General features: G+C 49.6%; 23 protein-coding genes and 2 pseudogenes. 7 read left to right on the forward strand and 18 right to left on the reverse strand.

The window, feature by feature from the left end:
* Entirely contained in the window at nucleotides 1–1,587 is a 1,587-nt protein-coding gene (pdeC, locus tag K0778_RS12765) for a c-di-GMP phosphodiesterase PdeC (RefSeq protein WP_000019531.1), read from the reverse strand.
* A gap of 429 nt (nucleotides 1,588–2,016) precedes the next feature.
* On the opposite strand from pdeC, the gene K0778_RS12770 reads away from it, so the two are divergent.
* A complete protein-coding gene (locus K0778_RS12770; RefSeq protein WP_001295689.1) occupies nucleotides 2,017–2,298 on the forward strand; it encodes a YjcB family protein in 282 nt (93 codons plus the stop codon).
* 98 nt (nucleotides 2,299–2,396) lie between these two features.
* Here the strand turns inward: K0778_RS12770 and ssb1 are convergent, their stop codons facing one another.
* On the reverse strand, nucleotides 2,397–2,933 hold the full coding sequence (gene ssb1, locus K0778_RS12775; RefSeq protein ID WP_000168305.1) for a single-stranded DNA-binding protein SSB1: 537 nt from the start codon (nucleotides 2,931–2,933) through the stop codon (nucleotides 2,397–2,399).
* 253 nt (nucleotides 2,934–3,186) lie between these two features.
* On the opposite strand from ssb1, the gene uvrA reads away from it, so the two are divergent.
* On the forward strand, nucleotides 3,187–6,009 hold the full coding sequence (gene uvrA, locus K0778_RS12780; RefSeq protein ID WP_000357740.1) for an excinuclease ABC subunit UvrA: 2,823 nt from the start codon (nucleotides 3,187–3,189) through the stop codon (nucleotides 6,007–6,009).
* A 34-nt stretch (nucleotides 6,010–6,043) separates the two neighbouring features.
* Here the strand turns inward: uvrA and K0778_RS12785 are convergent, their stop codons facing one another.
* The 3 genes from K0778_RS12785 to aphA all read right to left on the reverse strand — a co-directional run bounded on the left by K0778_RS12785 (nucleotide 6,044) and on the right by aphA (nucleotide 7,623).
* Nucleotides 6,044–6,400: an MmcQ/YjbR family DNA-binding protein gene (locus K0778_RS12785; protein ID WP_000155657.1), complete on the reverse strand. Its 357-nt coding sequence runs from the start codon at nucleotides 6,398–6,400 to the stop codon at nucleotides 6,044–6,046.
* A gap of 3 nt (nucleotides 6,401–6,403) precedes the next feature.
* Nucleotides 6,404–6,820, reverse strand: coding sequence for a secondary thiamine-phosphate synthase enzyme YjbQ (locus tag K0778_RS12790; protein WP_000270375.1), 417 nt, complete (start codon nucleotides 6,818–6,820; stop codon nucleotides 6,404–6,406).
* A gap of 110 nt (nucleotides 6,821–6,930) precedes the next feature.
* The gene (gene aphA, locus K0778_RS12795; protein WP_123000301.1) at nucleotides 6,931–7,623 is read right to left on the reverse strand and encodes an acid phosphatase AphA; all 693 of its coding nucleotides are present in this window, start codon (nucleotides 7,621–7,623) and stop codon (nucleotides 6,931–6,933) included.
* Nucleotides 7,624–8,045: 422 nt separating this feature from the next.
* On the opposite strand from aphA, the gene K0778_RS12800 reads away from it, so the two are divergent.
* Nucleotides 8,046–8,249, forward strand: a complete 204-nt coding sequence (locus K0778_RS12800; RefSeq protein ID WP_001321562.1) for a protein YjbS — start codon at nucleotides 8,046–8,048, stop codon at nucleotides 8,247–8,249.
* A 501-nt stretch (nucleotides 8,250–8,750) separates the two neighbouring features.
* Here the strand turns inward: K0778_RS12800 and tyrB are convergent.
* The 3 genes from tyrB to dnaB form a co-directional block, all read right to left on the reverse strand.
* Complete coding sequence (gene tyrB / locus K0778_RS12805) at nucleotides 8,751–9,944, reverse strand: aromatic amino acid transaminase (RefSeq protein WP_000486985.1); 1,194 nt, start codon at nucleotides 9,942–9,944, stop codon at nucleotides 8,751–8,753.
* Between the two features lie 252 nt (nucleotides 9,945–10,196).
* The gene (gene alr / locus K0778_RS12810) at nucleotides 10,197–11,276 is read right to left on the reverse strand and encodes an alanine racemase (protein WP_001147328.1); all 1,080 of its coding nucleotides are present in this window, start codon (nucleotides 11,274–11,276) and stop codon (nucleotides 10,197–10,199) included.
* Nucleotides 11,277–11,328: 52 nt separating this feature from the next.
* On the reverse strand, nucleotides 11,329–12,744 hold the full coding sequence (gene dnaB, locus K0778_RS12815; RefSeq protein ID WP_000918363.1) for a replicative DNA helicase: 1,416 nt from the start codon (nucleotides 12,742–12,744) through the stop codon (nucleotides 11,329–11,331).
* A gap of 82 nt (nucleotides 12,745–12,826) precedes the next feature.
* On the opposite strand from dnaB, the gene K0778_RS12820 reads away from it, so the two are divergent.
* Nucleotides 12,827–13,810 carry a quinone oxidoreductase gene (locus tag K0778_RS12820; protein WP_000235509.1) on the forward strand — a complete coding sequence of 328 codons (984 nt, stop codon included), beginning with the start codon at nucleotides 12,827–12,829 and terminating at the stop codon, nucleotides 13,808–13,810.
* A gap of 165 nt (nucleotides 13,811–13,975) precedes the next feature.
* On the opposite strand, the gene pspG is transcribed toward K0778_RS12820, so the two are convergent.
* The 3 genes and pseudogenes from pspG to K0778_RS12835 form a co-directional block, all read right to left on the reverse strand.
* Nucleotides 13,976–14,218 (reverse strand): envelope stress response protein PspG, encoded by a 243-nt coding sequence (gene pspG / locus K0778_RS12825; RefSeq protein WP_000891404.1) that lies wholly within the window; start codon nucleotides 14,216–14,218, stop codon nucleotides 13,976–13,978.
* A gap of 133 nt (nucleotides 14,219–14,351) precedes the next feature.
* Nucleotides 14,352–15,389, reverse strand: a complete 1,038-nt coding sequence (dusA, locus tag K0778_RS12830) for a tRNA dihydrouridine(20/20a) synthase DusA (RefSeq protein WP_001329186.1) — start codon at nucleotides 15,387–15,389, stop codon at nucleotides 14,352–14,354.
* Nucleotides 15,390–15,751: 362 nt separating this feature from the next.
* Nucleotides 15,752–16,737, reverse strand: a pseudogene (locus K0778_RS12835) (DUF2713 domain-containing protein).
* 317 nt (nucleotides 16,738–17,054) lie between these two features.
* Here K0778_RS12835 and zur point away from each other — a divergent pair.
* Entirely contained in the window at nucleotides 17,055–17,570 is a 516-nt protein-coding gene (gene zur / locus K0778_RS12840; protein ID WP_001295691.1) for a zinc uptake transcriptional repressor Zur, read from the forward strand.
* 41 nt (nucleotides 17,571–17,611) lie between these two features.
* On the opposite strand, the gene K0778_RS12845 is transcribed toward zur, so the two are convergent.
* From K0778_RS12845 to dgkA, 4 genes are all read right to left on the reverse strand, one after another.
* A complete protein-coding gene (locus K0778_RS12845) occupies nucleotides 17,612–17,821 on the reverse strand; it encodes a CsbD family protein (protein ID WP_001030593.1) in 210 nt (69 codons plus the stop codon).
* Between the two features lie 115 nt (nucleotides 17,822–17,936).
* A complete protein-coding gene (dinF, locus tag K0778_RS12850; protein WP_001301116.1) occupies nucleotides 17,937–19,262 on the reverse strand; it encodes an MATE family efflux transporter DinF in 1,326 nt (441 codons plus the stop codon).
* A gap of 72 nt (nucleotides 19,263–19,334) precedes the next feature.
* Nucleotides 19,335–19,943 carry a transcriptional repressor LexA gene (lexA, locus tag K0778_RS12855; protein ID WP_000646078.1) on the reverse strand — a complete coding sequence of 203 codons (609 nt, stop codon included), beginning with the start codon at nucleotides 19,941–19,943 and terminating at the stop codon, nucleotides 19,335–19,337.
* A gap of 109 nt (nucleotides 19,944–20,052) precedes the next feature.
* On the reverse strand, nucleotides 20,053–20,421 hold the full coding sequence (dgkA, locus tag K0778_RS12860; protein WP_000002907.1) for a diacylglycerol kinase: 369 nt from the start codon (nucleotides 20,419–20,421) through the stop codon (nucleotides 20,053–20,055).
* Between the two features lie 170 nt (nucleotides 20,422–20,591).
* Here dgkA and plsB point away from each other — a divergent pair, with 170 nt between their 5' ends.
* Entirely contained in the window at nucleotides 20,592–23,015 is a 2,424-nt protein-coding gene (gene plsB, locus K0778_RS12865) for a glycerol-3-phosphate 1-O-acyltransferase PlsB (RefSeq protein WP_000017354.1), read from the forward strand.
* A 154-nt stretch (nucleotides 23,016–23,169) separates the two neighbouring features.
* Here plsB and ubiA read toward each other — a convergent pair whose 3' ends face one another.
* From ubiA to K0778_RS12880, 3 genes and pseudogenes are all read right to left on the reverse strand, one after another.
* Nucleotides 23,170–24,042, reverse strand: a complete 873-nt coding sequence (ubiA, locus tag K0778_RS12870) for a 4-hydroxybenzoate octaprenyltransferase (protein ID WP_000455227.1) — start codon at nucleotides 24,040–24,042, stop codon at nucleotides 23,170–23,172.
* A 12-nt stretch (nucleotides 24,043–24,054) separates the two neighbouring features.
* Nucleotides 24,055–24,552 carry a chorismate lyase gene (gene ubiC, locus K0778_RS12875; RefSeq protein WP_001295693.1) on the reverse strand — a complete coding sequence of 166 codons (498 nt, stop codon included), beginning with the start codon at nucleotides 24,550–24,552 and terminating at the stop codon, nucleotides 24,055–24,057.
* 222 nt (nucleotides 24,553–24,774) lie between these two features.
* Nucleotides 24,775–25,224: pseudogene (locus K0778_RS12880) on the reverse strand (SopA family protein); the annotation flags it as partial.
* A gap of 56 nt (nucleotides 25,225–25,280) precedes the next feature.
* Here K0778_RS12880 and K0778_RS12885 point away from each other — a divergent pair.
* On the forward strand, nucleotides 25,281–25,344 hold a 64-nt coding region (locus tag K0778_RS12885), incomplete at its 3' end, for an IS1 family transposase (protein WP_001676991.1).

The raw sequence follows: 25,344 nt of genomic DNA on the forward strand, positions 1-25,344 counted from the left end.
TTATTGCCCGCGCGTTAACTCCCGCGCGGGTAATTGCTCCATCCATTGCATAAACACCTGCGGCGGCATCGCCTTCGCAAAAAACCATCCCTGGCAATAGCGCACGCCGCGTTTGCGCAGCCAGTTAACCTGCTCCTCAGTTTCGACGCCTTCAGCGATCGTTTTTAACCCCAGGCTGTGCGCCAGCTCGATGATGTGTTCCGCAATCAAATGACTGGTTTTGTGGGTGGTCAGCGTTTCAACAAACGATTTATCGATTTTCAAAATATCGACATTCAATGATTTAAGGTTATGCAAGTTAGAGTAGCCAATACCAAAATCATCAATTGCCACTTCGTAACCAGCCTGGCGGAAAGCCAGAATAATCGGCGTCATTTTTTCGACATCAAGAAATGCATGCTCAGTCACTTCAAATTTAATTTGCTGCGGACGCACCGCGTATTGCTCTGTTTTCTGATTGATTCGCGCTATCAACCGTGACGTATGAAAATCGGAAGCCGACAGGTTAATAGAAACATAGCGATCGGCATGTGTTGCCAAGTACGCGCCCAGATCACGGAAGACATTATCAATAACATAATCAGTTATCTGTTCTATCATCCCCTCCTTTTCTGCCAGCGGAATAAACTCTGCCGGATTCATTATTTGCCCCTGCTCACCAAGCCAACGTAACAACGCTTCAGCGCCGATACATTTTTCTGTTTTGATATCGATTATTGGCTGGTAATAAAGACAAAGTTGATGTTTTTCGAGGGCGCGTTGCAATTTACGTTTGGGAGATAAATAGTTTTGTCGAATACGTAGCCAGAGTAATAGCAGAACAAGACTCCCCAAAATACCGGCGGGCAACGCAAAAATAAGATGATTATAAAAATGGGTTATAAGACGTTGATATGAAGTCGCAACAATGGCTGCAATTGGGCGTTTTGTCGAATAAACTGTCGCATATAAATAGCCATTTCTTTGTACGGTTAAATCCTTCAAATGAATCAGCGGAGAAAACGTTGCTGCCGAGGCCTCTTTGCTTAACGAGAAAAAGGTTTTCGTCACCGTATCATACACACCCCATTGCAATGTCGGATCATCAGACATCACTTCACTCCAGAAGAGAGGGTTGATAACTGCCACATAATTTCCCCGCTGCATATAGGTCATTTTATAGCCAGAGAAAAAAGGCGTATCGCGGTAATAATAGATAGAAACGTTAGGTTCACGCTTATAATCGGCCGGTGCAATCGTATAGCCGTTTACAGGCGCTATCAGCGATGAGCATAAAAAATGGTTATCACGGGCATAGATCAATTCATTAATATAAAGATAGCCACGAATAATATTCAACATTCGCTTTTGATGGGCTGGAGTGCAAACTTGCCCCTGATAGCGTTCAGCTGCATCGCTCACTAAATCTGCCTGGCGAATGACCAGCTCGGATTTATCCAGTGCCAGTTGAGCAAAGGTTCGGAGCTGATTATTCACTTCTGATTTTGCCCAAAGGAAGGCAATCCATAGCGAAAGAATGATGGGAAAGAGAACTAAAAAGATAATGCCCGGCAACGCCAGTAATTGGTGTCGTGCACGATGACTCATTGCTATCAATTTCCTGCCTGTTTATACCCGGCCATTGTAAGGTGAAAACCCTGGGTACCGACGTCTTTAGATAAATCTTACGGTATAAATAGCACTTTTGCCTGATTTGAAATTGATACCTTTCTAATCGTCACCTGGATGAAAATAATTCATTGATATTCAAAATTAATTTCCTACAGGAATGCAGAGGCGGCGGGAAGATATGCCCTTAATGCCACTGAAAAACCACATAATCTGTACAGCAATAAAAGTCACGGCCTAATATGGCTAACAAACAATCAATTGTGATATAGTTCACAAAATTAATGAAACAAACAGAGTGTTTCATTTTTGTGTTCTGCAAGCCCCGCGATAGCCAGAGTGTACCACGCCTCCCGTGAACAACGCCGCGCTGTCCAGGGCATCGGCTCTTTTCAGAGGAATTGTTTGATGGCTACCCTCACCACTGGCGTGGTTCTTCTTCGCTGGCAACTTCTTAGTGCCGTAATGATGTTTCTGGCCAGCACACTCAACATCCGTTTTCGTCGGTCTGATTATGTCGGGCTTGCGGTGATCAGCAGCGGTCTGGGCGTTGTTTCCGCCTGTTGGTTCGCAATGGGGTTGCTTGGCATCACAATGGCGGACATCACCGCTATCTGGCATAACATCGAGTCGGTGATGATAGAAGAGATGAATCAGACACCGCCACAATGGCCAATGATTTTGACCTGATACGTAGAAGCCTCCATAACGGAGGCTTCTTTTTTATGGCTGGCAGATGCTTTAATCATCCACCTTAAAACAATATAACCTATTGTTTTAATGACAAATCAGAACGGAATGTCATCATCAAAGTCCATCGGCGGCTCGTTAGACGGCGCTGCCGGAGCGGACTGCTGCGGGCGAGACTGCGCGCCGCCGCTGAACTGATTGCCACCCTGCGGCTGCTGAGGCTGACCCCAACCGCCCTGCGGCTGACCACCACCGATATTACCACCTGCCGGAGCGCCACCACCCTGACGACCACCCAGCATCTGCATGGTGCCGCCAACGTTCACCACGACTTCTGTGGTGTAGCGATCCTGACCGGATTGATCAGTCCATTTACGGGTACGCAGCTGACCTTCGATATAAACCTGAGAACCTTTACGCAGATATTCGCTGGCCACTTCTGCCAGTTTGCCGAACAGCACAACGCGGTGCCATTCAGTCTGTTCTTTCATCTCGCCGGTCGCTTTATCACGCCAGGATTCGGAAGTAGCCAGCGTAATGTTGGCAACTGCGCCACCATTTGGCATGTAGCGTACTTCCGGGTCCTGACCCAGATTACCAACGAGAATAACCTTGTTTACGCCTCTGCTGGCCATGTTCGTGTCTCCTGAAAAAAATCGTTCTGAATAAGTGTAAACGCGCGATTGTACCATTACCAATAGCGCTTTTACTATGTTGTGACCTCGGTTCCGGGAAACAAACCTGGCCAGACATTGTTACACAACACTCCGGGTAATGCATTCCAATACTGTATATTCATTCAGGTCAATTTGTGTCATAATTAACCGTTTGTGATCGCCGGTAGCACCATGCCACCGGGCAAAAAAGCGTTTAATCCGGGAAAGGTGAATGGATAAGATCGAAGTTCGGGGCGCCCGCACCCATAATCTCAAAAACATCAACCTCGTTATCCCCCGCGACAAGCTCATTGTCGTGACCGGGCTTTCGGGTTCTGGCAAATCCTCGCTCGCTTTCGACACCTTATATGCCGAAGGGCAGCGCCGTTACGTTGAATCCCTTTCCGCCTACGCGCGGCAGTTTCTGTCACTGATGGAAAAGCCGGACGTCGATCATATTGAGGGGCTTTCTCCTGCCATCTCAATTGAGCAGAAATCGACGTCTCATAACCCGCGTTCTACGGTGGGGACAATCACCGAAATCCACGACTATTTGCGTTTGTTATTCGCCCGCGTTGGCGAGCCGCGCTGTCCGGACCACGACGTCCCGCTGGCGGCGCAAACCGTCAGCCAGATGGTGGATAACGTGCTGTCGCAGCCGGAAGGCAAGCGTCTGATGCTACTCGCGCCAATCATTAAAGAGCGCAAAGGCGAACACACCAAAACGCTGGAGAACCTGGCAAGCCAGGGCTACATCCGTGCTCGTATTGATGGCGAAGTCTGCGATCTTTCCGATCCGCCAAAACTGGAACTGCAAAAGAAACATACCATTGAAGTGGTGGTTGATCGCTTCAAGGTGCGTGACGATCTTACCCAACGTCTTGCCGAGTCATTTGAAACCGCGCTGGAGCTTTCCGGTGGTACCGCGGTAGTGGCGGATATGGACGACCCGAAAGCGGAAGAGCTGCTGTTCTCCGCCAACTTCGCCTGCCCAATTTGCGGCTACAGTATGCGTGAACTGGAGCCGCGACTGTTTTCGTTTAACAACCCGGCGGGGGCCTGCCCGACCTGCGACGGCCTTGGCGTACAGCAATATTTCGATCCTGATCGAGTGATCCAGAATCCGGAACTGTCGCTGGCTGGTGGTGCGATCCGTGGCTGGGATCGCCGCAACTTCTATTATTTCCAGATGCTGAAATCGCTGGCAGATCACTATAAGTTCGACGTCGAAGCGCCGTGGGGCAGCCTGAGCGCGAACGTGCATAAAGTGGTGTTGTACGGTTCTGGCAAAGAAAACATTGAATTCAAATACATGAACGATCGTGGCGATACCTCCATTCGTCGTCATCCGTTCGAAGGCGTGCTGCATAATATGGAGCGCCGCTATAAAGAGACGGAATCCAGCGCGGTACGCGAAGAATTAGCCAAGTTTATCAGTAATCGTCCGTGCGCCAGCTGCGAAGGGACGCGTCTGCGTCGGGAAGCGCGCCACGTGTATGTCGAGAATACGCCGCTGCCTGCTATCTCCGACATGAGCATTGGTCATGCGATGGAATTCTTCAACAATCTCAAACTCGCAGGTCAGCGGGCGAAGATTGCAGAAAAAATCCTTAAAGAGATCGGCGATCGTCTGAAATTCCTCGTTAACGTCGGCCTGAATTACCTGACGCTTTCCCGCTCGGCAGAAACGCTTTCTGGCGGTGAAGCACAGCGTATCCGTCTGGCGAGCCAGATTGGTGCGGGCCTGGTTGGCGTTATGTACGTGCTGGACGAGCCGTCTATCGGCCTGCACCAGCGTGATAACGAGCGCCTGTTGGGTACGCTTATCCATCTGCGCGATCTCGGTAATACCGTGATTGTGGTGGAGCACGACGAAGACGCAATTCGCGCCGCTGACCATGTGATCGACATTGGCCCGGGCGCAGGTGTTCACGGCGGTGAAGTGGTCGCAGAAGGTCCGCTGGAAGCGATTATGGCGGTGCCGGAGTCGTTGACCGGGCAGTACATGAGCGGCAAACGCAAGATTGAAGTGCCGAAGAAACGCGTTCCGGCGAATCCGGAAAAAGTGCTGAAGCTGACAGGCGCACGCGGCAACAACCTGAAGGACGTGACGCTGACGCTGCCGGTGGGTCTGTTTACCTGCATCACCGGGGTTTCAGGTTCCGGTAAATCGACGCTGATTAACGACACACTGTTCCCGATTGCCCAACGCCAGTTGAATGGGGCGACCATCGCCGAACCAGCACCGTATCGCGATATTCAGGGGCTGGAGCATTTCGATAAAGTGATCGATATCGACCAAAGCCCAATTGGTCGTACTCCACGTTCTAACCCGGCGACCTATACCGGCGTGTTTACGCCTGTGCGCGAACTGTTTGCGGGCGTACCGGAATCCCGTGCGCGCGGCTATACGCCGGGACGTTTCAGCTTTAACGTTCGTGGCGGACGCTGCGAGGCCTGTCAGGGCGATGGCGTGATCAAAGTGGAGATGCACTTCCTGCCGGATATCTACGTGCCGTGCGACCAGTGCAAAGGTAAACGCTATAACCGTGAAACGCTGGAGATTAAGTACAAAGGCAAAACCATCCACGAAGTGCTGGATATGACCATCGAAGAGGCGCGTGAGTTCTTTGATGCCGTACCTGCACTGGCGCGTAAGCTGCAAACGTTGATGGACGTTGGCCTGACGTACATTCGACTGGGGCAGTCCGCAACCACCCTTTCAGGCGGTGAAGCCCAGCGCGTGAAGCTGGCGCGTGAACTGTCAAAACGCGGCACCGGGCAGACGCTGTATATTCTCGACGAGCCGACCACCGGTCTGCACTTCGCCGATATTCAGCAACTGCTCGACGTACTGCATAAACTGCGCGATCAGGGCAACACCATTGTGGTGATTGAGCACAATCTCGACGTGATCAAAACCGCTGACTGGATTGTCGACCTGGGACCAGAAGGCGGCAGTGGTGGCGGCGAGATCCTCGTCTCCGGTACGCCAGAAACCGTCGCGGAGTGCGAAGCATCACACACGGCACGCTTCCTTAAGCCGATGCTGTAATCGTTAAGGCCGCTTTCTGAGCGGCCTTTTCCTTTCAGAGTTGCACCAGCAATTTACGTTTTTCTTCCGGCAGTAAATTCACCGCCTGCTGATAAGACGCATCCACCAGATAATAGATTTGCGAATCTGGCAGCGAACCGTCGAGATACACGGTGCTCCAGTGCGCTTTATTCAGATGGCGGCTTGGACGCACATCGCTGTGCTGCTGACGTAGCAGCTCCGCCAGCTCCGGGCTGGTTTTCAGCGAAACAGCTGGGCGATTTTCTACTTCTTTCACCATCGCAAACAGTACATCTTCCACTTTGATCTGCGTCGCTTTCCAGTCATTATGCACGCTCTGTTCTGCGCCTGGTTTTGCCATGCAATATTGTAGCAACTCCGAAATGGTCATTTTTTACTCCCCTTGTAGTGTCGCGATGATGCGACGCGATCCGCCGTGGATGCGATGTTCCCCCAGCCAAATGCCTTGCCAGGTGCCGGTCTGAATACGCCCTTTATGCACCGGCAATACAAGCGATGTTCCCAGCATTGAGGATTTGATATGAGAAGGCATATCGTCTGCTCCCTCATAGTCATGCTCATAATTTCCGTTGTCGGGAACGGTGCGGAGGAAAAAACGCTCCATGTCGTGGCGTACGGTGGGATCGCAGTTCTCATTAAGTGTCAGAGAGGCGGAGGTATGTTGCAGCAACAGATGCAGTAAGCCGATGTTAACGCGCGGCATATCAGCCAGCTGATTCAGAATTTCATCCGTTACCAGATGAAACCCACGAGATTTGGCGCTAAGCGTGAGCGTCTTTTGATACCACATGTGCTGCTCCTTGATAAAACTCTCTTAATCAGTTTGCAGCAAGACAGCGAAAGGATAAAGGTGTGATTAAAAAAACAGCATTCGGGAGAGCATCACGCTCTCCCGCTCTGTCAGTATTCTGAATTGACGATCACCTCTTCACCAAACGCACCCGCTTGTGGCAAGGGTTTGTAGGTAGAGTTGGAGGCGCGCAGAATGCGGATACCACGAGCGCCGACATCGCGTGCGGCGGTAATATCATTATCAGAATCGCCATAAAAAATTCGGATATTTTTATCCTGCAGCCATTGCGATTTTGTATTTTGCCCTGGTTTATCGCCCGCAAAGATCACCGGATTCATGTTGGTGGCAGGAATATGAAAATTATCCGCCAGCGTTTTTGAAACCGTTTCTGTTTTCGTCGGGCTACGACCAGTCACAAAGAAGATCGCGTCACCGCGGCGTACATGCATATCAATCAGCTGGCGAGCGACCTCTTTTGGAATGCTGAATTCATCCCAGCCATTGTTCATTTTTTCCCAGAACACAGGATTTTTCAGATAATCTTCGCTTTCTGGCGAGAAGGTTTTTTTGCCGCGCCAGAAGCCCGGACTGGAAAAAAGTACCGTGTCATCGATATCAAACCCCACCGCCATTGGCGGACGCCCTGCGAGGCTATTTTCAATTTGTGCGACCGAAACCCAATGAATGGGTGCCTGTTCAGCAAGCCTGGCAACGTTAGTCCCAGGGTTAAGCGGTGAAGGAGATGAGGCCAGGGCAACAGCGGAACTGTTTAGAGCGAACAATAAGCAAACGGCACTGATTGCCTATGTGATCTTGCGCATATTTTTCCCTAAATAGTCAGTATGTTGAAACTTTTTATTGTGAGATTTGTTGCAAAAACCATCTGACCATAACGCCAGCTGCCGGGGAAAGGAAGGATTATCTGCGGTTTTTGTGATGAAAAGCAGGATGATTATATTTAACCCAGTAAATACGTTCCTGTCTTTTTTTGTATAAAAAATGTTTATTACTCGATGTAAGGATACATTAATTTTACGTTTATTATGATGAATCCTCGGCAAATGAGCGAAATTTGATAGAACATTTATCTGCTGTACGATTTAATGAACTTAATGATACAGCATTACAAAAACAATCGAAGTTTATAAAGATGATTTCTGATTGACCAGCCCCCTACCCTACAATGGTGATTAATTTTATTACTCGCGATGGAGATGATGATATGAATATATCATATGTGAATAGCAACAAAACGACATCTTTACCTGTTGAGCTAGATGCACTAAATAATAAAGATATCTCTTATGCCAAAGATTTCTTTTTATACATAGAAACACAGTTAAAAATTGCAAAAGATTTTTTAGACCTGGAGAAGAAGTATCAAGTTCTATTGCAAGTAAAGTTTTTCACGCATTTATTGATTTAGTTAACAAAATCAGGGGTAAGAAAGACTTTATGTATATTTGCACGCTTTGCTGTTTTGCCGAGGAGGTTAAAGGTGATTATTCTCATTACAGGACCTTTTTATTTGATATTGGTAATCAATATAAGGTTAAACTTACACAAAGCAGAAAAAAGAGTTCTCTTTAACATTAGAATTTAACGATACTATAATTGAATCTCAGAAAGTCACAGGCAATAAGGCAAAGCATATTCTTGAGGATATAGAAATATTCTATCGTAACAAACCCGATACTTATTATTAAATTTAATAATGGTTAGATGTGCAGAAATTATTACTCCACCCAAAAAAACAGGATAAGGAATTCCAGATAATTGGGATAAGCTTAACAATAAAAGAACTAACAACGTTTATTATCTCTCACGTAGAACGATGGCATCAAAAAAATCATCTATAAAGAAAGAGTGAAAGCGACGACAGTTTAATTTCTCTGCAGGCTGGGTAGCTCCAGCCTGCTTTCCTGCATTACATCACCGCAGCAAACGCCTTTGCCACACGTTGTACATTTGCCGTATTTAACCCGGCGACACACATGCGACCGCTGGCGATGAGATAGACACCAAATTCTTCACGTAGTCGGTCAACCTGAGCGGCACTTAAACCGGTATAACTGAACATGCCGCGCTGATTAAGCAGATAATCGAAATTGCGTTCTGGCATCTCTGTGCTTAATACCTTCACCAATTCCTGACGCATTGCCAGAATGCGAGTACGCATCTCTTCTACTTCCGCCAGCCAGCTGGCTTTCAATGCCTCGTCATTCAGCACTGCAGCCACCACCTGCGCACCAAAATTCGGCGGGCTGGAGTAGTTGCGGCGAACTGTTGCTTTCAATTGCCCCAGTACGCGGCCAGCGGCTTCGGCATCTTCACACATAACAGAAAGTCCGCCGACGCGCTCGCCGTAAAGGGAGAAAATTTTCGAGAACGAATTGCTCACCAGAGCGGGTAATCCAGCGCTGGCAATGGCGCGAATAGCGTAGGCATCCTCTTCCATACCGGCACCAAATCCTTGATAGGCAATATCGAGGAATGGAATAAGCTCGCGGGCTTTGAGAATTTCAATCACCGCATCCCACTGATCATTAGTGAGATCGGCACCCGTTGGGTTGTGGCAACATGGATGCAGCAACACAATACTGCGGGCAGGTAATGTTTTCAGCGTCGCCAACAGGTCATTAAAGCGCACGCCGTTAGTCGCTTCGTCATACCAGGGGTAAGTACTCACTTCGAATCCAGCCCCGGCGAATATTGCTACGTGGTTTTCCCAGGTAGGATCGCTGACCCAGACGCCTGATTCCGGGAAGTAGCGTTTCAGGAAATCCGCGCCCACTTTCAATGCCCCGGAGCCGCCAAGGGTTTGAATGGTTGCTACGCGCTGTTGTTTCAGTACCGGATGGTCCGCACCAAACAGCAGCGGCGCAATGGCATGGCGATAGCAGTTAAGCCCTTCCATCGGTAAATAAAGCGAAGCGCCATGAGGCTGCGCATTCAGGCGCGCTTCCGCCTCCGCCACGGCTTGCAGTTGTGGAATAATTCCGTCTTCGTTGTAGTACAGACCGATACTTAAATTCACTTTGTCGCTGCGAGGGTCTTCTTTAAAACGCTCCATAAGCGTAAGAATCGGGTCGCCAGCGTAGGCGTCAACTTTTTGAAACACGCGATGGTTCTCCAGGTTTACGGGCAGGTGGTTAAAACACAATAAACCGGAAGAAGGCGAAGATCGAGTGGATGTTCAGGAGCGAACGGCAATTAGCAACAGAGTGAGACTCATGACAAACGTACATCCGCCAGAGGCACGACCTTTATAAGAGCATGAAAGAACATCAACTTATTGAATTTTTAGGATTTTATTGGCCGGATAAGGCATTCACGCCGCATCCGGCACAGACAATCAAATATTACAGAACGATTAATCCACGTATTTCATCGCGACCCTTGAAGTCAGGCGCGTAATAAGTTCGTAAGCGCTTACTTTCGTCATTTCAGCGATACGTTCTACGGGCAAACCTTCGCCCCATAAAATGACCGGATCCCCGGCTTTGTCCTGCGCCTGTGGACCTAAGTCTACGCAGATCATATCCATCGCCACGCGCCCGACAATCGGTACTTCGCGACCGTTCACCAGCACTGGCGTACCGGACGGCGCGGCGCGCGGATAACCATCGCCATAGCCCATCGCGACTACGCCAAGACGGGTATCACGTTCGCTTACCCAGGTTCCACCATAACCAACAGGCTCTCCGGCTTTATGCTCACGCACGGCAATCAGGCTGGAGGTTAGTGACATCACTGGCTGACAGCCAAAATCGGCACCGGTGGAGCGATCTTCCAGCGGCGAGACGCCATAAAGAATGATGCCCGGGCGCACCCAGTCAAAATGCGACTGTGGCCACAGCAGAATGCCACCCGACGCGGCAATGGAACGTTGACCAGGTTTGCCTTCGCAAAAGGTATTAAAGATAGCGAGTTGTTTCTCGGTTGCGCCACATTTTGGTTCATCCGCGCGCGCAAAATGGCTGACGATATTCACCGGCTGACGAACGTTTTTGCACTGGGTCAGGCGATGATAAAACGCCTCAGCCTGTTCCGGCCTTACGCCCAGACGGTGCATACCGGTATCGAGTTTCATCCAGACGGTAACCGGCTCGTCCAGGCTAGCCTCTTCCAGCGCAGCCAGCTGTTCTTCGTTATGCACGGCGGTATGAAAATGTTGCGCAGAAATCGTCGGCAGATCTCTGGCATCAAAAAAGCCTTCGAGTAACAGTACAGGTTTGGTGATTCCCCCCGCACGCAGTCGCAGAGCTTCTTCGAGACGGGCTACGCCAAAGGCGTCAGCATCGGGGAGCGTTCGCGCGGTCTCAAGAAGACCGTGACCATAAGCGTTCGCTTTCACCACCGCAACCATTTTACTGGCAGGGGCCAGTTCACGAAGACGTTGCAGGTTGTGTCGCAGAGCGCGGCGGTTAATCACAACAGTTGCCGCTTGCATTTGTGTTCCTTGATAAGTGTTTGCTTTAATTACCTAATTCATAAAATAATTATTATTCGTCGTCGTACTGCGGCCCCGCATAGTTGTCGAAGCGCGACCATTGACCGTTAAAGGTCAGGCGTACCGTCCCGATTGGGCCGTTACGTTGTTTACCGATAATAATTTCCGCGATGCCTTTTAAATCACTGTTTTCGTGATACACCTCATCACGATAGATAAACATGATCAAGTCCGCATCCTGCTCGATAGAGCCAGATTCACGCAGGTCGGAGTTGACCGGGCGTTTGTCGGCACGTTGTTCCAGAGAACGGTTCAACTGGGACAGCGCCACCACCGGCACGTTCAGTTCTTTCGCCAGTGCTTTCAGCGAGCGAGAGATTTCTGCAATTTCCAGCGTACGGTTATCGGAAAGCGCCGGTACGCGCATCAGTTGCAGGTAGTCGATCATGATAAGCCCGATGCCGCCGTGTTCACGGGCAATACGGCGTGCGCGGGAACGCACTTCCGTTGGCGTCAGGCCGGAGGAGTCATCGATATAGATATTGCGTTTTTCGAGCAAAATACCCATGGTGCCGGAAATGCGCGCCCAGTCTTCATCATCGAGCTGCCCGGTACGGATTTTAGTCTGGTCAACGCGCGACAGCGACGCCAGAGAACGCATCATAATCTGTTCTGAAGGCATCTCCAGCGAGAAGATAAGTACTGGTTTATCCTGCAACATCGCCGCGTTTTCGACGAGGTTCATCGCAAATGTTGTTTTACCCATCGACGGACGCGCGGCGACGATGATCAAATCCGACGGCTGCAAGCCAGCGGTTTTTTTGTTGAGATCGTCATAACCGGTGTTTACTCCGGTAACGCCATCGTGTGGCTGCTGAAACAACTGCTCAATACGCGCCACGGTTGCGTCGAGCACATCGGCGATGTTCTTCGGCCCTTCGTCTTTGTTTGCACGACTTTCGGCAATTTTAAAGACGCGGGATTCAGCAAGGTCCAGCAGATCTTCGCTGGTACGCCCCTGCGGATCAAAACCGGCTTCAGCAATCTCATTCGCAACCGAGATCATCTCACGGACAACGGCACGTTCACGCACGATGTCAGCATAAGCACTGATGTTCGCCGCACTTGGCGTATTTTTTGACAGCTCTGCCAGATAAGCAAAACCACCGACGCTATCGAGTTGCCCCTGGCGTTCCAGCGATTCCGCAAGAGTAATTAGATCGATAGGGCTACCGCTTTCCTGCAAACGCGCCATTTCAGTAAAGATATGACGGTGTGGGCGGGTGTAAAAATCGTCTGCTACCACACGCTCGGCTACATCATCCCAGCGTTCGTTATCTAGCATTAAACCGCCCAACACCGACTGCTCCGCTTCGATCGAGTGCGGAGGCACTTTCAGCCCGGCAACTTGTGGATCGCGTTCGCGGGGTTCAGCCTGCTGTTTGTTGAAGGGTTTATTTCCTGCCATAGTGAATGGAGTTACCGAGATAAAGAATGGGTCGAAACTTTACCATATGAAGCAGACCCTGACGATACGTTCTGGAGGACACATGGCAACACGAATTGAATTTCACAAGCACGGTGGCCCGGAAGTACTTCAAGCCGTAGAGTTCACTCCTGCCGATCCGGCGGAGAATGAAATCCAGGTCGAAAATAAAGCCATCGGCATCAATTTTATCGACACATATATCCGCAGCGGCCTTTACCCGCCGCCATCGCTACCCAGCGGATTAGGCACCGAAGCAGCAGGCATCGTGAGTAAAGTCGGCAGTGGTGTAAAGCATATTAAGGCAGGCGATCGTGTAGTCTATGCGCAGTCGGCGTTAGGCGCTTACAGCTCTGTGCATAACATTATTGCGGATAAAGCGGCGATTCTGCCTGCGGCAATTTCTTTTGAGCAAGCTGCGGCATCCTTCCTGAAAGGCTTAACGGTTTATTATCTGCTGCGCAAAACCTATGAAATTAAACCCGATGAGCAGTTCCTGTTCCACGCAGCAGCTGGCGGCGTTGGCTTGATTGCCTGCCAGTGGGCAAAAGCCCTGGGCGCGAAACTTATCGGCACCGTAGGAACCGCGCAAAAAGCGCAGAGCGCGCTAAAAGCGGGCGCGTGGCAGGTTATTAACTATCGTGAAGAGAATCTGGTCGAGCGGTTAAAAGAGATCACCGGCGGTAAGAAAGTGCGCGTGGTGTACGATTCCGTGGGCAGAGACACCTGGGAACGGTCGCTGGATTGCCTGCAACGCCGCGGCTTAATGGTGAGTTTTGGCAACTCATCAGGTGCGGTTACCGGTGTGAACTTAGGCATTCTCAATCAGAAAGGCTCGTTGTATGTGACACGCCCTTCCCTGCAAGGCTATATCACCACGCGGGAGGAATTAACCGAGGCCAGTAATGAACTGTTCTCTTTGATTGCCAGCGGTGTGATTAAGGTCGATGTCGCCGAGCAGCAGAAATATCCGCTGAAGGATGCGCAGCGTGCGCATGAAATTCTGGAAAGCCGGGCAACGCAAGGTTCCAGCCTGTTGATTCCATAAAAGAAATAGGGCTTCCACCTGGGAAGCCCTTTCTTTTTATAGTTCGGCTGTATGTAGGGTACAGCACGATGAATCTGTTAGAGGCGCAATAGTGACAGATTTGATTATCAATTCCTATTTTGTTCTAAGGATAAAACCTTAGGTTGTGATCATCCGCACAATCCCTTAGTAACGCCAGCGGTCATAACGCTGATATTTCGGCACTTTTGGTGCTTTAATCGCCTTAATAACCCACACCACCGCAATCGCCAGTAGTAACCACGGCAGCAACTTAATCATCAATGCCAGCATACCGCCGAGGAACATAATGGCCGTCGCCACAACCAGCGCGGCGATAATGCCCAGCAACGAAACGCCGGTGACCATCAGCATGACAAAAAAGCCAATCACAAAAAGTAGTTCCAGCATGATGCACTCCCAAATATGAAATCTCTTGCTGGCATTACAAGAATCATGCCAAAAATAATCTATTGATTTAACAGCAAAACGCCCCGCGACGGTGCGCAGAGCGTGGTGAATTTGACTATTTTTTGGTGAAAAGTTAACGCTTATCCGCCACCAGTTTGAGCGCGTGTTCCAGCACATTAATGTCTGCACCCGCTTTATGGGCATTTTCACTTAAATAACGCCGCCACTGCCGCGCGCCAGGAATACCCTGGAACAAGCCCAACATATGCCGGGTAATATGACCGAGATACGTCCCCTGGCTGAGTTCACGCTCAATGTACGGATACATGGCGCGCACTACCGCCACCGGATCGGCATCGATATCCGAGGAACCAAAGATCTCCCGGTCTACCGCCGCCAGAATACCCGGATTCTGATACGCCTCGCGCCCGACCATCACGCCATCCATATGTTGCAGGTGTGCTTTGGCCTCTTCCAGCGACTTGATACCACCGTTAATCGACATTGTCAGATGCGGAAAGTCACGCTTCAGTTGATACACACGCGGATAATCGAGCGGCGGGATCTCACGGTTTTCTTTCGGACTTAACCCCGAAAGCCAGGCTTTACGTGCATGGATGATGAACATCTCACACTCGCCTTTGCCGGAAACGGTGTTGATGAAATCGCAGAGAAATTCATAGCTGTCCTGGTCGTCGATGCCAATACGCGTTTTCACCGTCACCGGAATCGACACCACATCGCGCATCGCTTTCACGCAGTCGGCAACCAGCTGCGCATTACCCATCAGACACGCACCAAACATGCCGTTCTGCACCCGGTCAGACGGGCAGCCGACATTCAGGTTGATCTCATCATATCCACGCGCTTCTGCCAGCTTCGCACACTGCGCCAGCGCCGCCGGATCACTACCGCCGAGTTGCAACGCTACCGGATGTTCTTCTTCACTATACGCCAGGTAATCACCTTTACCGTGAATAATCGCCCCTGTAGTTACCATTTCAGTATACAGCAACGTATTGCGGGAAAGCAGACGCAAGAAATAGCGGCAATGTCTGTCCGTCCAGTCGAGCATTGGTGCAACGCTAAACCGACCACTCCAGTGAACGTCAGTTTTTTCAGGCATTGCGCTGGTTTGGTTGATTTTTTGCATTTCAGAATTACCGTGCATTTTCAAATGTAGAGATTATTTTATCGATATATCATGGGGTTATGTTATTCAGCATCACTGTTCAGGAGGCTCAATAGCGGGGTACTATACCATAACAACAGGAAGCGCCTGTCTCATTGCAAAAGAAAATTGAGATCCTCTCAAGGCATGAAGCTCTCACGAAGTGATGGAAATAATCTTATTAGCCGTTAACTTTGTTAAGGCCAATGATAAATAATCCAGGTTCGACGATAAATAAAAAATCACACATTAAACTCTGGTGATATATCTCCCTGCTAATAGCATTGATAGAGAAAAAAGAACCCAATAAATATTGGGTCCTTTTATATAATGCCTTCTATACTATCGAAGAACTTCACATATTATTTCTCCGATTTAACCCCGAACAAATCATAAATTAATTTAGAAGTGTCTGTAAGTATTTTAATCTCTTCCTTTGAGGTTGGGTCAAACGACTTCGCGAAGCTAATTAATTGTGGTGCAGCATCTCGCATTTTGCTTAAAATATCAGGATCGAGCGTTCCTTCATTCACCAGATGTGACATCTTATCCAGATAGCCATCAAAATTCATTTCTCCCCCATCAGCCAGACGCTTCATCTCTCCCAGGTACTTCTTCATATCACGTTGAGATAATTTTTCAAACTGAGCTTTCAGGTAGCTCTCATTATTTTCATTAATATACACTGTTTCTGATAAATCTGCGTAGGCACTAGAATATGAAAGTGAAATTAACAGCGAAGCAAATAATTTTAAGCTGTTGTCATCATGTTCCTGGCAGGCATTAACAAACGTTAAAAAACCAGAACCTATTGCTTGAAAATGTATATTCGCTAAAGGTTCATTATCCTTAGATTCCTCATAAAATAGCTGAACCGTGGAGGGAAGGTCATTCTTAGTTTCTACATCAAAAGTACATTGTTCAATGGGCATTGCATCTTTATTATCCCCAAGATTACATATACTATTAATCGCGAAATGAAAAATAGCCCGGTCAACAACTGATGCAATAAAGTCACGATCGTTTAAATCCTCATCAGTGCAATCGTCAATATACTTATTGACCCACATTTTGAGATCATTTATTTGCTCAATTAAAAACACATTTTTTTACGTGCATGCCATAAATTATGCGTGATTCGTTGAATAAACAAATCTATTTTTGCAATAATTATATCCCGATGACGCAGCGCTGCATAATCAATAGATTTACCATATATATTATTTAATTTACCTTTGATTGAACCTCTATTATCTAATTTATCTTTGATTGCATCTTCATTATCGAATTGATTTGAATTGAGTGTTTTATTAAAGTATCTAGTTGCACCGGGTATTATCTTCAACATGATTCATCTACCTTTTTTGTCGTACCGTGTCCTCCTTATAATTCTTTTGCCATCTGGTCACTATCAAAAATCGCTCATAATTTCTGAACTACAGGTATGCGTTTAAACCCAGTTAAATAAATAGCGAGTTAACTTGAAGCAATTTATTTAAAAATGAATTATTAATTATTATCGTGTTGATAATGGTACGACAAGGCAACACAACACCTTACCTACAAAACAGAAAATCAACATTACGGCAACAATAAGGGTTCTCGGTGTTTTTCCTGGAACATGGTAAAGTAAGGACATTCTTAACCCCCACTTTGAGGTGCCCGATGGAAAAGACCACAACGCAGGAATTATTAGCGCAGGCTGAAAAAATCTGCGCGCAGCGTAATGTGCGCCTGACCCCACAGCGCCTGGAAGTGTTGCGCCTGATGAGTCTGCAGGATGGCGCTATCAGCGCTTATGATCTGCTTGATTTACTGCGCGAAGCTGAACCGCAAGCCAAGCCGCCAACGGTTTATCGCGCGCTGGATTTTCTGCTTGAGCAAGGTTTTGTGCATAAGGTGGAATCCACCAACAGTTATGTGCTCTGTCATCTGTTCGACCAGCCCACCCATACGTCAGCCATGTTTATTTGCGATCGCTGCGGCGCGGTGAAAGAAGAGTGTGCTGAAGGCGTGGAAGACATCATGCATACGCTGGCGGCAAAAATGGGTTTTGCCCTGCGGCATAATGTGATTGAAGCACATGGGCTCTGTGCGGCATGCGTGGAAGTGGAAGCGTGTCGTCATCCTGAACAGTGCCAGCATGATCACTCTGTGCAGGTGAAAAAGAAACCGCGTTAAGAGGGCGTACATCCTTGTACACGTCGGGCAGGAGGGATTAATTACCAGCGATATTCATTGCGGGTTTCCCAATCCACGACCTCTTTTTCTGCCTGATCTTTCTGATAACCATAACGTTCCTGGATTTTACCGACCAGTTGATCACGTTTACCTTCAATGATCGTCATATCATCATCGGTCAGTTTGCCCCATTGCTCTTTCACTTTACCTTTAAACTGTTTCCAGTTACCGCCGGCTTCATCTTTATTCATAATCAAGACCTCATCGTTAGGTTGTGAATGAGAGTACGTTCACTTTTCTTCTGAACGTGAGATTAAGTGTAGTCAGCAATTTGGCTTAGGATAATTTATTCAGAATTTTTAACCGTCACGTTGCGGCAAACCAGGTACCGTTACGCCAGTGACGCCGCCAGATAGCCGCCAGAGAAAGCCCGCGCAACGCCAGAAAGACGGTTAATGCCAGCCACAAACCATGATTACCCAGCCACGGCAGCGTAAGGAGCGTCAGCGCAAAACCTGCGGCGGCCACCGCCATACTGTTACGCATTTCGGCGGCACGCGTTGCGCCTATAAACATGCCGTCCAGCAGATAACACCAGACGCCAACCAACGGCAAAATCACCTGCCAGATAAGATAGCGGTCAGCCAGCTGCTGAATCTGGGTTAACGACGTCAGCAACGCAATGATGTGTTCCCCTGCCAGCAAATAAACCACCGAAAACAGTAACGCTACAATCCCCGACTGGCGGCACGCTGCCCGCCATACATCCAGCAACTGGCTACCGTCGCGCGCACCGTATGCCTGACCGGAGTGCGCTTCAACCGCGTAGGCAAAACCATCAAGCGCATAGGCGGTAAAGGTGAGTAGCGTCATCAGAACCGCGTTAACAGCGATAATGTCACTCCCCAGTCGCGCACCAAGTACGGTGATCGCGCCGAAACAGAGTTGCAACAACAGCGAACGCAGCATGATATCGCGGTTAAGCGCCAGCAAGCGACGGAAGTTTCCTCGCCAGGCAGTTTTCAGCATTTCGCCGGAAATTCCGCGTAGTTTGAGGATTTTACGCACCATTAGCAGACCAATCAGCAATGTTGCATATTCCGCAATAACCGTCGCCAGCGCCGCGCCCTGCACGTTCATATGCAGCCCCATCACTAGCCAGACATCCAGCACAATGTTGAGGATATTGCCGACCACTAACAAAATTACTGGCGCACGGGCATATTGCACGCCGAGTAACCAACCGAGTAATACCAGATTCGCCAGCGACGCCGGTGCGCTTAACCAGCGGATTTCAAGAAAGCGCCGCGCCTGTTCCAGGACTGCTTCACTACCGCCAACAATATGCAGAGCCAGATCGATAATCGGTGTACGCAGCAGCGCAATTAACGCCCCAGCCCCCAACGCCAACAGCAACGGTTGCACCAGCGCACGGGCTAATGCCTGAGGATTTTTGGCACCATAAGCCTGCGCAGTCAGCCCGGTGGTGCTCATGCGTAAAAACAGCAACAGCATAAAGAGAAAGCTGGTCGCCGTTGCACCAACCGCCACGCCGCCCAAATAAACCGGGCTATCAAGATGACCAATTACCGCCGTATCGACCAGTCCCAGCAACGGAACGGTGATATTGGAGAAAATCATGGGTAAGGCGAGATGCCAGAGTGCTTTATCAGATGAAGTGAGGAATGCCATGCAGACAAGCCTGATGAAGAGAGATGAAAAACAAACCGCGACGCCTGGCGGCATCGCGGTCTCAGAGATATGTTACAGCCAGTCGCCGTTGCGAATAACCCCAACCGCCAGCCCTTCAATGGTGAAGCTCTGCTGACGAAGGTCAACGACAATTGGTTTAAACTCGCTATTTTCTGGCAACAGTTCGACTTTATTGCCCTGTTTTTTCAGGCGCTTAACGGTAACTTCGTCATCAATACGTGCGACAACGACCTGACCGTTACGTACATCCTGAGTTTTATGCACTGCCAGCAAGTCACCATCCATAATGCCGATATCTTTCATCGACATCCCGCTGACGCGCAGCAGGAAATCAGCATTCGGCTTGAACAAGGAAGGATCGACCTGATAATGACCTTCAATATGCTGTTGCGCCAGAAGCGGTTCACCGGCAGCCACACGACCTACCAGCGGCAACCCTTCTTCCTCTTCCTGCAACAGACGAATCCCGCGTGATGCGCCGGAAACAATTTCAATAACGCCTTTGCGTGCCAGCGCCTTCAGATGTTCTTCAGCCGCGTTTGGGGAACGGAACCCCAAACGCTGCGCGATTTCCGCACGCGTCGGCGGCATACCTGTCTGGCTGATGTGATCACGGATGAGATCAAACACCTCTTGTTGCCTGGCCGTTAACGCTTTCATTCCGCCCCCTGGGTGTATATACAGTTATGCTGTGAGTATATACAGCAAAAGGCGATTTTGGAACCATAAACTGCACAATAAACCAGAGATTTATCGAAATCTGGAAGGGTTATCCAAAATGCGACCATAACAGGATGCACCAGGTTATCACGGCGACGATAATCGCAATCAGCACCGCGGCGGATCCCATATCTTTAGCGCGTCCGGAAAGCTCATGGTATTCAGAGCCAATTCGGTCAACCACTGCTTCGATGGCGCTATTGAGGATTTCCACAATCATCACCAGCATCACGGAGCTGATAAGCAGCACGCGGGTAATTGCGTCCACATCCAGCCAGCAGGCGATGACCACCGCCAACAATACCGCTACGCCTTCCTGACGGAATGCCGCTTCGTTGATCCATGCAGCGCGTAAACCTTTCCAGGAATAGCCAGCAGCTTTGATAATTCGGGTGAATCCAGTGGTATTATTGGCCATTGAAAGAACCTTTTTACATTATGAGCGTCAATATCAGTGTACCGTTAAATCCGATGATTCGGGTTTGCGTAACGCCGCGCGAAACATGAGCGGATACCACAGAATTTCCCATGACTTTCTGCTATCCTTGCCGCGCATTTGCATTATTAACCAGAGGCTTTACATCGTTTATGTCCGGCTGGCCACGAATTTACTACAAATTACTGAATTTACCATTAAGCATCCTGGTAAAAAGCAAGTCTATTCCGGCAGATCCTGCCCCGGAACTGGGGCTGGATACCTCTCGTCCAATTATGTACGTTTTACCGTACAACTCGAAAGCAGATTTGCTGACGTTGCGCGCCCAGTGTCTGGCACATGACCTGCCTGACCCGTTAGAGCCGCTGGAAATCGACGGCACGCTACTGCCGCGCTATGTGTTCATTCACGGCGGGCCGCGTGTATTCACCTATTACACGCCGAAAGAAGAGTCTATTAAGCTGTTCCACGACTATCTCGATTTGCACCGTAGCAACCCAAATCTGGATGTGCAGATGGTGCCAGTATCGGTGATGTTTGGTCGCGCGCCAGGGCGTGAAAAAGGCGAAGTGAACCCGCCGCTGCGTATGCTTAACGGCGTACAGAAATTTTTCGCTGTACTGTGGCTCGGTCGCGACAGTTTTGTGCGTTTCTCGCCGTCAGTTTCGCTGCGCCGTATGGCGGATGAACACGGCACGGATAAAACTATCGCGCAGAAACTGGCGCGCGTGGCGCGTATGCACTTTGCCCGTCAACGTCTGGCTGCCGTAGGCCCACGTCTGCCTGCTCGTCAGGATCTGTTTAATAAGCTGCTCGCCTCCCGCGCTATTGCGAAAGCGGTAGAAGATGAAGCGCGCAGCAAAAAAATCTCCCATGAAAAAGCGCAGCAGAACGCGATTGCGCTGATGGAAGAGATTGCGGCGAATTTCTCTTACGAGATGATCCGCCTGACTGACCGTATTCTGGGCTTTACCTGGAACCGCCTTTACCAGGGCATCAACGTCCATAACGCCGAGCGCGTTCGCCAGCTGGCCCACGACGGTCATGAGCTGGTATATGTGCCTTGCCACCGCAGTCACATGGACTACCTGCTGCTTTCTTACGTGCTGTACCACCAGGGGCTGGTGCCGCCGCATATCGCCGCCGGGATCAACCTGAACTTCTGGCCGGCCGGGCCGATTTTCCGCCGTCTGGGTGCGTTCTTTATTCGCCGTACTTTTAAAGGCAATAAGCTCTATTCCACCGTTTTCCGTGAGTATCTCGGCGAACTGTTCAGCCGTGGTTATTCCGTCGAGTACTTCGTGGAAGGCGGTCGTTCCCGTACGGGGCGTTTGCTGGATCCGAAAACCGGTACGCTGTCGATGACCATTCAGGCGATGCTGCGTGGCGGCACGCGTCCGATTACGCTGATTCCGATCTATATCGGTTATGAGCACGTCATGGAAGTGGGTACTTACGCCAAAGAACTGCGCGGTGCGACGAAAGAGAAAGAGAGCCTGCCGCAGATGCTGCGCGGTTTAAGCAAGCTGCGTAATCTCGGCCAGGGTTACGTCAATTTCGGTGAACCAATGCCGTTGATGACCTACCTTAACCAGCACGTACCAGACTGGCGTGAATCTATCGATCCCATCGAAGCGGTGCGTCCGGCCTGGTTAACGCCGACGGTCAATAATATTGCTGCCGATCTGATGGTACGCATTAACAACGCAGGCGCGGCAAACGCCATGAACCTGTGCTGTACTGCGCTACTGGCGTCACGTCAGCGCTCACTCACCCGCGAGCAGTTAACCGAGCAACTCAACTGCTACCTGGATCTGATGCGCAACGTACCTTACTCCACGGACTCTACCGTTCCTTCAGCCAGCGCCAGCGAGCTTATCGATCACGCGCTGCAAATGAACAAGTTTGAAGTCGAGAAAGACACTATCGGCGACATCATCATTCTGCCGCGCGAGCAAGCGGTGTTGATGACCTACTATCGCAACAACATTGCGCATATGTTGGTGCTGCCTTCGCTGATGGCGGCAATTGTCACCCAGCATCGCCACATCTCCCGCGACGTATTGATGGAGCACGTCAATGTGCTTTACCCAATGCTGAAAGCGGAGCTGTTCCTGCGCTGGGATCGCGACGAGTTGCCGGACGTTATTGATGCGCTGGCAAATGAGATGCAACGTCAGGGGCTGATTACCCTGCAAGATGATGAGTTGCATATCAACCCGGCGCATTCTCGCACGCTACAGCTGCTCGCCGCAGGCGCGCGCGAAACGCTGCAACGTTATGCCATCACCTTCTGGCTGTTGAGCGCCAACCCGTCGATCAACCGCGGTACGCTGGAGAAAGAGAGCCGCACCGTCGCGCAACGTCTCTCCGTGCTGCACGGTATCAACGCGCCGGAGTTCTTCGACAAGGCGGTGTTCAGTTCTCTGGTGCTGACGCTGCGTGATGAAGGGTATATCAGCGATAGCGGCGATGCCGAACCGGCAGAAACGATGAAGGTTTATCAGTTGCTGGCGGAGTTGATTACATCAGACGTGCGTTTGACGATTGAGAGTGCGACGCAGGGCGAAGGGTAATCAGTGAGAATTGCCGGATGCGGCGCAAACGCCTTATCCGGCTTACCATAATCTGCAAATTCAATAAATTGCGATCTGTTGTGTAGGCCTGAGAAGCGCAGCGCATCAGGCACCCCAGAAGAAAGCCGGATGATCATCCGGCTTTTTTACATCATCAGAAATGCCAGTAACTCATTGCCAGCCCTAAAAACAGTACCAGACCAACATAGTTATTATTCATAAATGCTTTAAAGCAGGCTTCACGCTCGCGGTTGGCAATCAGTTTTTGTTGATAAACAAACAGCGCGCCAGCCACCAGAATTGACCAGTAATATCCCCAGCCTAAGCCATTTAACTCACCGATGATCGCCATCAGCGCCAGTACGCCAATCTGCAAAATACCAATAATCAATTTATCGTATTGGCCGAACAGGATTGCCGTGGATTTAATGCCAATCTTCACATCATCATCGCGGTCAACCATCGCATACTGCGTGTCGTAAGCCACCGCCCAGAGAATATTGGCGAGGAACATTAACCAGCAACTCAATGGCACCGACTCACTCACAGCGGCAAAAGCCATTGGAATCGACCAGCCAAACGCCGCGCCCAGCACCACTTGCGGTAGATGGGTATACCGCTTCATAAACGGGTACACCCACGCCAGCGCTAGCGCGGCAATCGACAACAGAATGGTCATCGTATTCAGCGTCAGCACCAGTAAAAACGAAATCAGTACCAGCACGACAAACAGCGCGCGCGCCTCTTTCTCTGTTACCGCGCCGCTGGGAAGTGGTCGGTTCGCCGTGCGCTTAACATGACCATCAAACTTGCGGTCAGCATAATCATTCACCACACATCCGGCAGCGCGCATCAGCCAGACACCCGCGACAAACACCGCCAGGATCCAGAGCTGGGGAACGCCCGGTGTCGCCACCCACAACGCCCATAATGTTGGCCAGAGCAGCAGTAACGCGCCAATTGGCTTATCCGTACGCATTAAGCGATGAAACGCCAGCAGCTTATTCTGCGTCAGACTCCACTCCATATTTTTTTCCTCTTAGTACAACGGTGACGCCGGTAAAAACAGTTCTGTTAGCAACAGCGGTTTACCGCTTAATCGCAGGCGGGAACGTCGCCCCCACAGCCCGGCATCACGGCCTATCTCAATAAAGTCCCGGGTTAATGTCGATGATGTGAACAGATAGCGTCCTAACGGCGTTTTACCCAATTTTTGTAACGCCAGCTCCGGCCCGCTTAACGTTGACACAGGAACGACGGTACGACCGGCAAGCCACGGTTCACCATCGGCACATAACAAAATTTCACGTAACCAGTAACGAGACTCTTTCGGCAGCAGCGGCAGTTCTTCGGGGATTTCATTCTGCTCGACAAACCCTTCGCGGATCATCGTCACGCTTACCGTTTTTCCCTGCTGTTCAAAACGTTTTGTCATGGAATCCTCCAGCAACAGCCAGTCGAGCAGTTGCGGATCCAGGGCAGGGATCTCTTTAAAATAGCGCAGCGCACGCAGTTGCGTTAACGCGGGGTGTGACATGCCGAACTCTCCGTTACATAACGTAAAGGCATTGTATCGCAGAAAAGTGTTTACGGGAGATGTAAAGCAAATTAAGTGATCTAATACGCAACAAAAACGCAACAATCGCATGAAGTGGTAAAACGATGTTGAACCTTACGCTTTACCGATGCCCGTGCTGGCGAGGGCAACCGTAGGGGCATCACCGTCCAGGATGCCAGGAACGGTGATGTTTTCCTTTACTTAAACACCCTTATTCATTATACGATGAGCTCGCCAACTCGCAGTAAAAATTGGGAAAAGCGCATATTTACCATGAGATTTGGAGCTGAAAAGTGTTTCCTGAGTAAGATTAACAGGCAACATCTCATGTCTGGATTTGTAGATATACGTGGAATTCCAATTGGTATCTTTTGTAGGATTCAACATATCATGTAAGCGCTGGGAGCTTACCACCATAACTGGCCCATCATCGACTGAGGAGAACAGGATAAAGATATTATCGTTTCGTGTTAATTCATTCGTGTTAAAGGTTCTTAAATTATCTTCAGTTTCTATAAATATAGGTGAAACATCATCACTACGAATCCACTCTTTATAAAGATGCCAAACATTTGCTTTGATCATATCATCCGTTGATCGTAAGGCCTGATCGATAAGTTGGATAAAAAAATTGTTATTTTTATCAATTAGCGGTGATGCTGCCAACTTACTGATTTAGTGTATGATGGTGTTTTTGAGGTGCTCCAGTGGCTTCTGTTTCTATCAGCTGTCCCTCCTGTTCAGCTACTGACGGGGTGGTGCGTAACGGCA

The sequence above is a fragment of the Escherichia sp. XD33 genome (assembly GCF_019375075.1).
GTDB lineage: Bacteria > Pseudomonadota > Gammaproteobacteria > Enterobacterales > Enterobacteriaceae > Enterobacter > Enterobacter flexneri_A.